Source organism: Halopseudomonas sp. T1L2 (genome assembly GCF_055397385.1).
In genome coordinates this window covers 2,403,633-2,416,802 of record NZ_AP040865.1, presented here as the reverse complement: position 1 = coordinate 2,416,802, position 13,170 = coordinate 2,403,633, and the positions used below count along the sequence as shown (strand labels likewise).

Here is a 13,170-nt window from a genome sequence, read left to right as displayed (position 1 = left end):
AGGTTTTGCGGAAGTGGTGGAATTGGTAGACACGCTATCTTGAGGGGGTAGTGCCTTAGGGTGTATGGGTTCGAGTCCCATCTTCCGCACCATCTACAGGGGTCTGATACATCAGGCCCCTGTTTCTTTTTCAGGGGTGAACAGGTGTGCCGGTTGTCATGTTGCGCCGGTAGACGTATAATTCACGCCCTAGATTCGACGCGGGGTGGAGCAGTCTGGTAGCTCGTCGGGCTCATAACCCGAAGGTCGTAGGTTCAAATCCTGCCCCCGCAACCAGTATCAAAGGGCCCCTTTTAAGGGGCTTTTTGTTAGGTTTTTGCCGCGGTTCATTTCCTGTTGGCTGCGGAGCTAACGGTCTCTGGGCTTCGTCTGTGCGAAGCGGCCAGACTCACGATGGGCTTAAGGCCCATTTTTTATTCATGCGACAAATATAGGCGGTGAGCGTGTCCGGCAAAGTGACTGAGTTGGAGACCCTGCTGGTCCCGGTCGTCGAGGCATTGGGATACACCTGCTGGGGTATCGAGTACCTGTCCCAGGGGAAACACACCCTGCTGCGCGTATATATTGATCATCCGGATGGCGTCAGTGTCGAAGCCTGTGCCGCCGTCAGTCGTCAGGCCAGCGCTGTGCTGGATGTCGAGGATCCGATTTCCGGCGACTATACCCTGGAGGTTTCCTCTCCGGGCATGGACCGTCCCCTGTTCACGCTGCAGCAGTATCTGGACTGCACTGGCGAGCAGGCAAAGATCAGGCTGCGTACCCCTTATGAGGGGCGCCGTAATTTTCAGGGTGTGATTCGCGGAGTGGAGGGTGACGAGGTCATTCTGCAGGTAGGCGAGCACGAGTACCTGCTGCCCATCGATTCGATCGATAAGGGCAATATCATTCCGCGTTTTTGAACAAATTTCGGGCTGAACGAGCCCAATGGACGGCGTTAGGCGAGGCATACGATGAGCAAAGAAGTGTTGCTGGTTGTGGAATCCGTTTCCAACGAAAAGGGTGTACCACCCGGTGTAATCTTTGAAGCGCTTGAGCTGGCATTGGCAACGGCGACCAAAAAGCGTTACGAAGATGAAGTGGATGTGCGCGTGTCGATCAATCGGCACACCGGTGACTATGAAACATTCCGTCGTTGGGCGGTGGTGGCGGATGAGGATTTTGACGATCCGGCCATCCAGCTGACCCTGGATCAGGCTCAGGAGCGCGATTCTGCGCTCAACATTGGTGACCAGTACGAAGAAAAGATCGAGTCGGTCGAGTTCGGTCGTATCGCTGCGCAGATTGCCAAGCAGGTTATCGTGCAGAAGGTTCGCGAAGCCGAGCGCGCTCAGGTGGTTGACGCCTATCGTGATCGACTGGGCGAAATCATCAGCGGTACTGTAAAGAAGGTGACACGTGACAGCGTCATCGTCGACCTGGGCAACAATGCCGAAGCCGTTCTGCCGCGCGAAGAAATGATCCCGCGCGAGACGTTCCGCACCGGCACCCGTATCCGTGCCCTGCTCAAGGATATCCGTACCGAGAATCGCGGCCCGCAGCTGGTGCTGTCACGTGCCTGCCCGGAGATGATCATCGAGCTGTTCCGCATTGAAGTGCCGGAAATCGCCGAGGAGCTGATTGAGGTGATGGGCGCTGCCCGTGACCCGGGGTCGCGGGCCAAGATCGCTGTGCGTTCCAAGGACAAGCGCATCGATCCGCAAGGGGCCTGTATCGGTATGCGCGGTTCGCGCGTTCAGGCCGTATCCGGCGAACTGGGCGGCGAGCGCGTCGATATCGTTCTCTGGGACGATAACCTGGCTCAGTTTGTCATCAATGCCATGGCCCCGGCGGAAGTCGCGTCCATCATTCTGGACGAGGATACCCAGACCATTGATCTGGCGGTTGCCGAAGACAACCTGGCGCAAGCCATTGGCCGTAATGGCCAGAACGTTCGTCTGGCCAGTCAGCTGACCGGCTGGACCCTGAACGTCATGACTGAAGACGATATCCGTGCCAAGCAGGAAGCCGAGACCGGCGACGTGCTGCGCAACTTCGTCGACGAGCTGGATGTCGATGAGGAAGTGGCTCAGATGTTGGTTGAAGAAGGTTTCACCACGCTGGAAGAAGTTGCCTACGTGCCGATGGAGGAACTGCTCGAGATCGATGGCTTTGATGAAGACATCGTCAACGAGCTGCGCGCCCGCGCCAAGGACCGTCTGCTGACCAAGGCGATTGCCAACGAGGAGAAGCTCGAAGAAGCACAGCCGGCTGACGACCTGCTGAATATGGATGGTATGGAACGGGCGCTGGCTTTCAAGCTGGCGGCCAACGGCATCCTGACAATGGAAGATCTGGCCGAGCAGTCCGTGGACGACCTGCTCGACATCGACGGTATCGATGAAGAGCGTGCTGCGGCTTTGATCATGGCAGCCCGCGCCCCCTGGTTTGAATAACCGGTCGGAATCGACGAGATCCCCCTGCGGAGACGCACGGACCCGACTGAGGAGAGAAGTGAATGGCGGAAGTGACGGTCAAACAATTGGCTGACGAAGTAGGTACTCCGGTAGAGCGCCTGCTGCAACAGATGCAGGAAGCGGGTTTGCCGCAAACAGGTCCTGCCCAAGCGGTCAGTGATGACGAAAAGCAGGCCCTGCTGGCGTTTCTGAAAAGCGCCCATGGCGACTCCGGCTCGGAGCCGCGCAAGATTACCCTCAAGCGCAAGACGGTCAGCACCCTGAAGGTTGCCGGCAGCAAGACGGTCAACGTCGAAGTGCGCAAGAAACGCACTTACGTCAAGCGCGAACCGGCCGACCTGGAGGCCGAACGCCAGCGCGAGCTGGAGCAGCTGCGTGCCGCTGAAGAAGCGCGTCAGCAGGCTGCCGAGGCCGAGGCCAAGCGTCAGGCTGAGGAAGCTGCCCGTATTGAAGCAGAGGCCGAGGCCAAGCGTCAGGCTGAAGCGGCGGCTGTCGCTGCCGCTGCACAACCGGCAGCTGCGGCTGTAGAAGCTGCGCCGGCCCCTCAGCCGACCGAGGCGGCGCAGGCTGCCGCCGAGCACCACAAGAAGAAAGAAGAAAGCCGTCGCAAGGCCCGCGAAGAGGAAGAAGAGCGTGGTCGCAAGCGTGCTGGCGGTCATGGTGGCAAGGACAAGGCGCGTCATGCTCCGCGTATTTCGGTTGATGACGAAGCCGAAACCCGTCGCCGTGGCGGCGGTGGCAAGCTGAAGGCGGGCAAGAAGCGCAATCAGCACGGCTTCGAGAAGCCTACCGGTCCGGTGGTGCGTGAAGTCGTGATCGGCGAGACCATCACTGTGGCCGAGCTGGCGCAGAAGATGTCGGTCAAGGCGGCTGAAGTCATCAAGTACATGTTCAAGAACGGCACCATGGTCACCATCAACCAGGTGCTGGATCAGGACACTGCATCCATCGTTGCCGAAGACATGGGCCACAAGGTCAAGCAGGTTCGCGAGAGCGACCTGGAAGACAAACTGGTCGAGTCGCTGGCCCACGAAGGTGAAGAAGTCAGCCGTGCGCCGGTCGTCACCGTAATGGGTCACGTTGACCACGGTAAGACTTCGCTGCTGGATTACATCCGCCGTGCCAAGGTGGCTTCCGGTGAAGCCGGTGGTATCACCCAGCACATCGGTGCATATCACGTTGAAACCGATCGTGGCATGGTTACCTTCCTGGATACCCCCGGCCACGCTGCGTTTACCGCGATGCGTGCCCGCGGTGCCAAGGCAACCGATATCGTGATTCTGGTGGTTGCCGCCGACGACGGCGTGATGCCGCAGACCGAGGAAGCGATTCAGCACGCCAAGGCGGCTGGTGTTCCGGTGGTTGTTGCCATCAACAAGATGGACAAGGAAGATGCCGATCCGGATCGTATCAAGAACGATCTGGCTGCCCGTGACGTTATTCCGGAAGAATGGGGTGGCGACACCATGTTTGTTCCGGTTTCCGCCAAGGCCGGTACCGGCATCGAAGAGCTTCTCGAAGCGGTTCTGCTGCAGGCCGAAGTCCTTGAGCTCAAGGCTCAACCTTCTGCACCCGGTCGCGGTGTCGTCGTTGAATCCCGTCTCGACAAGGGCCGTGGCCCGGTTGCTACCGTGCTGGTTCAGAATGGCACCCTGCGTCAGGGTGACGTTGTACTCGCCGGTGTAAACTACGGCCGCGTTCGGGCAATGCTCGACGAGAACGGTCAGCCGATCAAGGAAGCCGGTCCGTCCATTCCGGTCGAGATTCTCGGTCTTGATGGCACGCCGGACGCCGGTGACGAACTCAACGTCGTTGTCGACGAGAAGAAGGCCCGCGAAGTCGCTCTGTTCCGTCAGGGCAAGTTCCGCGAGATCAAGCTGGCTCGTCAGCACTCGGCCAAGCTGGAAAACATGTTCGAAAGCATGGGCCAGGACGAGAAGAAGACCCTCAACATCGTGCTCAAGGCCGACGTGCGCGGTTCGCTGGAAGCGCTGCAGGGCTCGCTGGTCGACCTGGGCAACGACGAAGTACAGGTCAAGATTGTCTCCGGCGGTGTCGGTGGTATCACCGAGACCGACGCCAACCTGGCGCTGGCGTCCAACGCGGTGATCTTCGGTTTCAACGTTCGTGCCGATGCAACTGCACGCAAGATCGTTGAGAGCGAAGGTCTGGATCTGCGCTACTACAGCGTGATCTACGAGATCATCGATGACGTCAAGAAAGCACTGTCCGGTATGCTCGGCAGCGATGTCCGCGAGCAGATCCTGGGGGTTGCCGAAGTACGTGACGTGTTCCGTTCGCCGAAGTTCGGCGCGGTAGCCGGTTGTATGGTCATCGAGGGAACTGTGTACCGTAACCGTCCGATCCGCGTTCTGCGCGAAGACGTCGTTATCTACGAAGGCGAGCTGGAATCCCTGCGTCGCTTCAAGGACGACGTGGGCGAAGTGCGTAACGGCATGGAGTGCGGTATTGGCGTCAAGAACTACAACGACGTTCGTCCCGGTGACCGTATCGAGGTCTTCGAGCGTGTTCAGGTTCAGCGCAGTCTGTAACACTACAGCGGCGTTCCTGCGGGGCGCCGCCTGACATTCGCAACAAACTCCGGGCTGCCAGGCAGCCCGGAGTTTGTTGCTTGAGACGGTTAATATGGCAAGAGAATACAGTCGTACCCAGCGTGTGGCGGATCAGATGCAGCGTGAGCTGGCTCAACTGATTCAGCGCGAGGTACGTGACCCGCGTCTGGGTATGGTGACCGTGACCGCGGTTGAAGTCAGTCGCGATATGTCCCACGCCAAGGTGTTTATCACTCTGATGAACCGGGACAGCGCCGAAGACATCGCGCTCAACCTTGAGATCCTCAAGGATGCCTCCGGCTATCTGCGGATGCTGCTTGGGCGTTCGATGAAGCTGCGAACCATTCCGCAACTGCATTTCCAGTACGACGAGAGCATTCGTCGTGGCGTGCATCTGTCTTCGCTGATCGAGCGGGCAGTGGCCGAGGATCGCCAGCACGGCGATGGCGACGAGGAGTAAACCGTGGCAGGAGCGAAGAGCAAGCGCCGTTCCATTGACGGCATCCTGATTTTCGACAAGCCGCTGGGCATGAGCTCCAACGCGGCCCTGCAGAAGGTGCGCTGGCTGTTCAACGCCAACAAGGGTGGTCACACCGGCAGCCTTGATCCGCTGGCGACCGGCGTGCTGCCGCTGTGCCTGGGTGAGGCAACCAAGTTTTCCCAGTACCTGCTGGACGCCGACAAGGCGTATGTCACCGAGGCGCGTCTGGGTATGACCACCGCCACCGGTGACGCCGAGGGCGATGTGCTGGAGATCAAGCCGTTCAACGTGACGCTGGCTGACGTCGAGGCACTGCTGCCGAGCTTTACCGGTGAGATCGATCAGGTGCCGCCGATGTACTCGGCGCTCAAGCATGAGGGGCAGCCGCTTTACAAGCTGGCCCGTGCCGGCGAAACCATCGAGCGCAAGGCGCGTACCATCACCATCAGTCAACTGAAGGTGCTGGGCCTGGAAGGCGATCGTCTGCAGCTGGAAGTGCACTGCAGCAAGGGGACGTACATCCGCAGCCTGGTCGAGGACATCGGCGCTGCGCTGGGCTGTGGCGCGCATGTGTCAGCGCTGCGCCGGATCAAGGCGGGGCCGTTTGATTTGTCCCAATCGGTTACCCTGGAGGCGCTTGAGGCGCTGCACGCCGAGGGTGGCGCCGAGGCGCTTGATCATCTGCTGCTGCCGATGGATAGCGGGCTGGAAGACTGGCCGGTCCTGGAGTTGACCGAGCAGACCGCCTACTACCTGAATCACGGACAGGCGGTACGCGTACCGGGTAGTCCGGCGTTTGGCAAGGTGCGCCTGCGCGATGCCAGTGGCCGCTTTCTCGGTATCGGCGAAATGACCGACGATGCTCGGGTTGCGCCCAAGCGGTTGTTGCGTTTCGAGGCGTGATGTTCCGCGGCTTGTGCCGCCGGGACGTCATACAGAATTGGCTGAATCCCCGATCATTCGGGAGTATGATTCGGCATGGAGTTGACCCGATAGCGGGTCGCCACGAGGGTGGCTGTCAACAGGCATGGTCATTCCTCGATTTAAAACACGGGACACTGGTCCCGGCCTGTTACCTCAGAGGAAATACGAGATGTCACTGAGTGTTGAAGAAAAAGCTGCAATCGTTGCCGAGTACAAGCGTGCTGAAGGTGATACCGGTTCTCCGGAAGTCCAGGTAGCTCTGTTGACTGCAAACATCAACAAGCTGCAGGGCCACTTCAAAGAGAACAAGAAGGATCACCACTCCCGCCGTGGTCTGATTCGCATGGTTAACCAGCGTCGCAAGCTGCTGGACTACCTGAAGTCGAAGGACCTGTCTCGTTACAGCGCTCTGATCAGCAGTCTGGGTCTGCGTCGCTAAGACCAGCTCCGTTTGGACATGGCCGGGTCCGATCCCCGGCCATGCCCAGAGTTTCCCCCAAAGGCAAAAGAAGAGAGAGAAGACACCGTGAAACCGGTAATCAAGCAATTCAAGTTAGGCAATAGCACAGTCACCATGGAAACAGGCCGCATTGCTCGCCAGGCTTCCGGTGCCGTTCTGGTCAGTATCGACAATGCTGTCAGCGTTCTGGTCACCGTTGTGGCCGCCAAGCAGCCCGAAGCTGGCCGCGATTTCTTCCCTCTGTCTGTTCATTACATCGAAAAGACGTACGCCGCCGGCCGTATCCCCGGTGGTTTCTTCAAGCGTGAAGGTCGTCCTTCCGAAAAGGAAACCCTGACTTCCCGCCTGATCGACCGTCCGATCCGTCCGCTGTTCGCCGAAGGTTTCATGAACGAAGTGCAGGTTGTCTGCACCGTCGTTTCCACCGACAAGACCACCGATCCGGATATCGCCGCGATGATCGGTACCTCCGCTGCCCTGGCCATTTCCGGTGTACCGTTCAGCGGCCCGATCGGCGCTGCCCGCGTTGCGTTCGACGATCAGCGCGGTTACGTGCTGAACCCGACCTACGAAGAACTGGCCATTTCGCGTCTGGACATGGTGGTTGCCGGTACCGAAGAAGCCGTGCTGATGGTTGAATCCGAAGCGCAAGAGCTGACCGAAGACCAGATGCTGGGCGCGGTCCTGTTCGCGCACATGGAATTCCAGGGCGCGATTGCGGCCATCAAGGAATTCGCTGCCGAAGCTGGCAAGCCGGCATGGGACTGGCAGGCGCCGGCGGAGAACACCGCGCTGATCAATGCCATCAAGAGCCAGTTCGGTGCCGGCATTGCTGACGCCTACACCATCGTCAACAAGCAGGAGCGCTACACCCGTCTGGGCGAGCTGCGTGACCAGGCCGTTGCCGCGCTGTCCGGCGAAGACGAAGGCAAGTTCCCGGCTGGTGAAGTCAAGGACGTGTTCGGCGAGATCGAATACCGCACCGTTCGCGAAAGTATCGTTAACGGCAACCCGCGTATCGACGGTCGTGACACCAAGACTGTCCGCCCGCTGAACATCGAGGTTGGCGTTCTGGACCGCACTCACGGTTCTGCACTGTTCACCCGTGGCGAAACGCAGGCTCTGGTTGTGACCACCCTGGGTACCGCGCGTGACTCCCAACTGCTGGACATGCTGGAAGGCGAGCGCAAAGAGCCCTTCATGTTCCACTACAACTTCCCTCCCTACTCGGTAGGTGAGTGTGGTCGTATGGGCGGTACTGGCCGCCGCGAAATCGGCCACGGCCGTCTGGCGCGTCGCGGCGTTCAGGCTGTCATGCCCGACATGGATCAGTTCCCGTACTCCATCCGTGTGGTTTCCGAGATCACCGAGTCCAACGGTTCCAGCTCCATGGCGTCCGTTTGCGGTGCCTCTCTGGCGCTGATGGACGCGGGCGTGCCGCTGAAGGCGCCGGTTGCCGGTATTGCCATGGGTCTGGTCAAGGAAGGCGAGAAGTTCGCTGTTCTGACCGACATCCTGGGTGACGAAGATCACCTGGGCGACATGGACTTCAAGGTTGCCGGTACCGAGAAGGGTGTTACTGCGCTGCAGATGGACATCAAGATCAACGGTATCACCGAAGAGATCATGGAAATCGCGCTGCAGCAGGCGCACGAAGCGCGTCTGCACATCCTCAAGCAGATGAACGAAGTGCTGCCCGAGTCGCGCAAGGAAATCTCTTCCAACGCGCCGACCATGCTGAGCATGAAGATCGACCCGGAGAAGATCCGCGACGTTATCGGCAAGGGTGGTGCAACCATCCGTGGTATCTGTGACGAGACTGGCGCCTCTATCGACATTACCGACGACGGCATGGTCAAGATCTTCGCCGCCAGCAAGGACGCCGCCAACGCTGCCAAGGCACGTGTTGACGCCATCACTGCCGAGGCCGAAATCGGCAAGGTCTACACCGGTAAGGTCGAGCGCATTGTCGACTTCGGTGCCTTCGTCAACATCCTGCCGGGTAAGGACGGCCTGGTTCACATTTCCCAGATCGCCAATGAGCGCATCGAGAAAGTGACCGACGTACTGCAGGAAGGTCAGGAAGTGAAGGTTCTGGTACTGGACGTGGACAATCGGGGCCGTATCAAACTGTCCATGAAGGACGTTGAAGCTGCCGAGACCAGCGGCGTCTGACGACCCGCTGCCTCAGGCATCAGGAAACCCGGCTTCGGCCGGGTTTTTTTGTGGGCATTCATCCTGCATGATCGGGTTGGCACACCCTGTTTGCGTTCGCTGGTCGTCTGGGTGATGCTTCTGGCTGTATTGCAATGATGGAGCGGCGAAATGAAAGGGACGTCCCGGCTGGCGGCTGCGGGTGTGGTGCTGTTTACGACCCTTGGATTGCTGGGGTACCTCTGGGCCAACCAGTTGCGACTGGATGTTCCGGGTTATGGCTTTATTCGGCCTCAGGCAGCCGAGCTGTCTGTGCGCCTCGGCTCTCACCTTGTCTGGCTTGATCACGAGGGCCGGGAGCAACAGCATCTGGATCTTGGTCAGGCCGGTATCGCTCCGGTGGGTGATCATGCCTTTTTCAGTAATGGTGATCTGCTGGTCTATCATCGCCCCGAAGAAGCCGGGTTCGGCTACTGGCTGGCGCGCTACCTGCGGCTGCAGAAGACCGCCGGCAGGGCTCCCGTTGGTCCTGAGGGGTTTTATCGTTGCGCCCTGCCTCAACTGGCCTGTGAACCCTACGGTCGACTGCTTCCGGCAATGGACAGTGCCTTTCGTCTTGCGCTGGCGGCAGACGATGTTCTCTTTGTTGCGGATACGCCCGGCTTCCATGTTTACCGCCTGTCTGCCGATCAGCTTGAGCTGAAGCGCACACCTGAAGGACTGCTGCGTTTCCCCAATCAGCTTCGACTGACCGCTGATGGTCTTTGGGTCGCCGATACCAATAACCATCGGTTGGTGATGCTGGATGACGGCGTCGATGACTTTGGCTCGCGAAGGCGCGATGTTGAGCTGCCGGCCCAGGGCGCGCTGCGCTGGCCACATCAGTTTGCCGAACGCGCGGATGGCTGGCTGGTCAACCTGGCCAATAACGCCATGCGCGATGGCCGCCTTGTTCAGTTTGATGGCGATCTGAAGGTCATTGCCACGCCTGCTGCCGAGCTGATCGGTGATCCGTTGGCATTCGAGTTTTGGCGTGAACGTCTGTGGGTGGTCGACGGTGCCGCGCAACGGCTTTTCCTGCTGGATAGTCGGGGCGAACACCCGACCGCGATAGCGAGTCCGATGCTGACCTCGCTGGAGCAGCAGGCGACGCAGCAGCGTGAGCACTACCGCTGGCTGGGGTGGCTGGGACTTGGGGTGATGGGGCTTGGCCTGGTCGCTGGCTTTGCCGCGGCGTGGTTGCTGGAGCGCAAGGAAACCCTGGCGCAGTTCCGTGGTTTGGCCGGTCGCGGGTTCATTGCGGCGGTCGCGGCAGAACCTGCGCCGATTCCCGGAGGCGACGTCTACTGGCTACCCAATCGGCTGCAACGGCGCCTGCGCTGGATCATGCCGATGCTGGTGCTGGTCGTTGCAGCACTCGGGTATGTGTTGTTTCAGATAGTGATGCTGGGCAGCTCCGCCTGGCCGCTGGTGTTGCTGGCGTGCTACGGCGCGCTCTGCCTGGGGCTCATGATCCATGATCTGTGGGCCTCGGCGCGGCAGCGGCTTGGGGTGTCCGATCGGGCGTTGATCCTGGAGGGGCAGGGCAGGCAGCGCACCGTCCCGCTGGCCGAGGTACGCTATAGCGCGACCCATCTGATGGCGGATGACCTTGTGCTGTTTCTGGGCAACCCAATGCAGCCGGTGTTTGACCGTCAGGCGCTGGAGACGCTGGTCTTCCCGCGGCTCAAAGCTTCGCGCTTGAGTCCGCCGTGGGCTGTCTGGATGGCACTGTGGCGCTGTCGCCACCCGCAGGCGGTGATGGGGGCCATTCTGATTCCGGTGACTCTGGCGCTGCTGCTTTTCTTGCCACAGCTGTCGTGAGTAAGCCGGAGCCCCCGGGTTGCACCGAGGCGCTCGCTATAGCTAATGGGGTATCAGGCCTTGCCTTGGTCGTCTGTGTCGGTATCGGCCCGCGCCTGCGCCTCGATGAGCTCCTGAAGATAGTCAGCGGTACTTTGACTGGCTGTGCGGTCACTGTTCTGCTGTAGGCGCTGGCGGTTGTCATCGGCCTGGATAGCAGGGCTGGAGGCGAGGAAGGATGCAACAATCAATGCTGACAGATTTTTCATGCAGGGTTCTCCTGTTGATGAGTACCGCCCCGGTTCCAGCGTATACTTCTGAAATATTCTGAAACTGTTTCTGTTTTTGCAGGATTTCTGGTTGTCGACTTTCTGTCGAGAACCTGTCGCAAGGGCGGTGTGGTCACTATATGGCAGCGACAAAGTGTCGCAGTAGCGCACTATTTGGCGATTCAGAATTTCCTTTTTGGAAACAATAGGCCCGTTTACGCCCGTCTCACTGTGCATTCGGGTCCCTCTGAACAACCCTGGTGGCGCTTCCGATGCAGGATATGAACGATCTGTTGTGCTTTGCTCGCGTCGTGCGTTTTGGCGGGTTTGCGGCCGCCGAACGAGCAACGGGTGAGCGCAAGTCGAAACTCAGCAAGCGGGTTGCGCGGCTGGAGACACACTTCGGCGCCCGGCTCATCGAGCGCTCCACTCGCCACTTCCGGGTGACGGATCTGGGGCGCGAGCTTTACCGTGAATGCGAAGTGATCCTGCAGCGTCTGGAGTCGGCCGAGGCGCTGGCGATGACAGCGCGTGATGAGGTGTCCGGTACGGTTCGAGTCAGCATGTCTTCCGGCATGCTGGAGTATTTGGGGCGCGATACCCTGGTCGACTTCATGACCCGCTATCCGCAAGTACGCGTGCAGATCCGGCTGTCCAGTCAGCGGATTGATCTGATTAATGAGCGCATTGATGTTGCCTTCCGAGTGGCAACCCGTTTCGATACCGATCAGTCATTGGCTATGCGTTCGCTTGGGGTAGGCGCACGTATTCTGGCTGCCAGCCCAACGCTATTGCAGCGAATGGGTGGCGCGCCAGCGCAGCTGGAGGATCTCAGCCGCTTCCCAACCTTATCGGTTGGCGAGATGCTGGAACGGGATCGCTGGGAGTTTGCCAATGACGCAGGGGAGACCTGCGATCTTCATCATGCTCCGCATTTCAGTTGTGGTGATCTGCAGCTGATATGCGAGGCGGCAGTCGCCGGTCAGGGCGTGGTGTTGTTGCCTGAACATATTTGCGAGCCGGAGGTTCGTTCAGGCCGGCTGGTTCACATCCTGCCCCAATGGCATGCACTGGAAGGCCAGATTCACATGGTCTTCACCACGCCCCGCGGCATGCTGCCGCCGGTGCGTGCTTTTATCGATCACTGTGTGGAAACCCTGGCGCAGCGTGGCGACCGGGCAGCGCGTTGATGGGCTACGCCTGCAACCGGTCACGCCGGAAATCGAGCTGGCGCTGCTGCACCGGCTGCAGCCTCATTCGGAGTATCGGGTGTCCTGTTCGGCATCGACCCGCTTTTCCTGCTTGTGCTGGTCTTCGCTGGCGCCATGGTTCCAGTAGCTGGAGATGTACAGGTCGCTGCGGACGATTTGGCGTTCCTCTCGCAGAAATTGGCGCAATGCACGCATGCTGGCGAATTCGCACGCGGCCCATACATTCACGCGACCTGCCGGCCAGTCTATCTGGCGCAGACGCTCCACCAGTGCCGCAGGGTTGCTGCCGGGCTCGGGGTTGACCAGCCAGTTCAGCGCGATACCGGTTGGCGCGTTCAATGGCTGAATATCCGCCGGATCGATCACTTCCAGTACCGCGACTCCGCAAGCGCTGACCGGCAGGGACTCCAGATTGACACTGATAGCCGGCAGGGCAGTCATGTCACCGACTACAACAAATCCGTCGGCGTCCTGCAGCAGTGGCTTGCGCGGCCCAGGCCCGCCAATCAGGATGGTATCGCCAGAGCTGCATTGCTCGGCCCAGCTTGAGGCCGGACCGTCGTCGGCATGACGGACAAAGTCGACATCAATCTCGCCCGGGCGCTGGGCGCGTACGGTATAGGTACGCATCCGTTGGGGCTGGGTGGCGGTCGCTGGGAAAATCAGTTTGATATAAGCGCCGGCCTGGGCATCCGGGAAGGCTTGCATGCCTTCTCCACCGAGGGTGACTCGCAGCATGTTGCGAGTCACTGGCTGCTTGCAGAGGACCTGCAGGGTCCGTGGTGCGGGTTTGGCCATGGATA

General features: G+C 59.9%; 11 protein-coding genes and 2 tRNA genes. 11 read left to right on the top strand and 2 right to left on the bottom strand.

Features of this window, described 5'->3' with window-relative positions:
• The first annotated feature begins 7 nt into the window (after nucleotides 1-7).
• The 10 genes from ACZ5WQ_RS11385 (at nucleotide 8) to ACZ5WQ_RS11340 (ending at nucleotide 10,908) form a co-directional block, all read left to right on the top strand.
• Nucleotides 8-92 (top strand) — tRNA-Leu (locus ACZ5WQ_RS11385).
• A gap of 107 nt (nucleotides 93-199) precedes the next feature.
• Nucleotides 200-276 (top strand) — tRNA-Met (locus ACZ5WQ_RS11380).
• Nucleotides 277-443: 167 nt separating this feature from the next.
• Nucleotides 444-899 carry a ribosome maturation factor RimP gene (gene rimP, locus ACZ5WQ_RS11375; protein WP_088276385.1) on the top strand — a complete coding sequence of 152 codons (456 nt, stop codon included), beginning with the start codon at nucleotides 444-446 and terminating at the stop codon, nucleotides 897-899.
• A 51-nt stretch (nucleotides 900-950) separates the two neighbouring features.
• Nucleotides 951-2,432, top strand: coding sequence for a transcription termination factor NusA (nusA, locus tag ACZ5WQ_RS11370; protein WP_228246852.1), 1,482 nt, complete (start codon nucleotides 951-953; stop codon nucleotides 2,430-2,432).
• A 62-nt stretch (nucleotides 2,433-2,494) separates the two neighbouring features.
• Entirely contained in the window at nucleotides 2,495-5,005 is a 2,511-nt protein-coding gene (gene infB, locus ACZ5WQ_RS11365; protein WP_228246853.1) for a translation initiation factor IF-2, read from the top strand.
• A gap of 94 nt (nucleotides 5,006-5,099) precedes the next feature.
• Nucleotides 5,100-5,486 carry a 30S ribosome-binding factor RbfA gene (rbfA, locus tag ACZ5WQ_RS11360; RefSeq protein WP_088276389.1) on the top strand — a complete coding sequence of 129 codons (387 nt, stop codon included), beginning with the start codon at nucleotides 5,100-5,102 and terminating at the stop codon, nucleotides 5,484-5,486.
• 3 nt (nucleotides 5,487-5,489) lie between these two features.
• Nucleotides 5,490-6,410: a tRNA pseudouridine(55) synthase TruB gene (truB, locus tag ACZ5WQ_RS11355; RefSeq protein WP_464382339.1), complete on the top strand. Its 921-nt coding sequence runs from the start codon at nucleotides 5,490-5,492 to the stop codon at nucleotides 6,408-6,410.
• Nucleotides 6,411-6,600: 190 nt separating this feature from the next.
• Nucleotides 6,601-6,870 (top strand): 30S ribosomal protein S15, encoded by a 270-nt coding sequence (gene rpsO / locus ACZ5WQ_RS11350; protein ID WP_088276391.1) that lies wholly within the window; start codon nucleotides 6,601-6,603, stop codon nucleotides 6,868-6,870.
• Nucleotides 6,871-6,957: 87 nt separating this feature from the next.
• Nucleotides 6,958-9,066 (top strand): polyribonucleotide nucleotidyltransferase, encoded by a 2,109-nt coding sequence (pnp, locus tag ACZ5WQ_RS11345; RefSeq protein WP_285677186.1) that lies wholly within the window; start codon nucleotides 6,958-6,960, stop codon nucleotides 9,064-9,066.
• Nucleotides 9,067-9,216: 150 nt separating this feature from the next.
• Nucleotides 9,217-10,908 carry a hypothetical protein gene (locus tag ACZ5WQ_RS11340; protein ID WP_464382338.1) on the top strand — a complete coding sequence of 564 codons (1,692 nt, stop codon included), beginning with the start codon at nucleotides 9,217-9,219 and terminating at the stop codon, nucleotides 10,906-10,908.
• Between the two features lie 53 nt (nucleotides 10,909-10,961).
• Here the strand turns inward: ACZ5WQ_RS11340 and ACZ5WQ_RS11335 are convergent, their stop codons facing one another.
• A complete protein-coding gene (locus tag ACZ5WQ_RS11335; protein WP_233048375.1) occupies nucleotides 10,962-11,156 on the bottom strand; it encodes a hypothetical protein in 195 nt (64 codons plus the stop codon).
• A gap of 281 nt (nucleotides 11,157-11,437) precedes the next feature.
• On the opposite strand from ACZ5WQ_RS11335, the gene ACZ5WQ_RS11330 reads away from it, so the two are divergent.
• Nucleotides 11,438-12,346, top strand: a complete 909-nt coding sequence (locus tag ACZ5WQ_RS11330; protein ID WP_228246858.1) for a LysR family transcriptional regulator — start codon at nucleotides 11,438-11,440, stop codon at nucleotides 12,344-12,346.
• A 63-nt stretch (nucleotides 12,347-12,409) separates the two neighbouring features.
• Here the strand turns inward: ACZ5WQ_RS11330 and ACZ5WQ_RS11325 are convergent, their stop codons facing one another.
• Complete coding sequence (locus ACZ5WQ_RS11325) at nucleotides 12,410-13,165, bottom strand: siderophore-interacting protein (protein WP_464382337.1); 756 nt, start codon at nucleotides 13,163-13,165, stop codon at nucleotides 12,410-12,412.
• Between the last annotated feature and the right edge of the window lie 5 nt (nucleotides 13,166-13,170).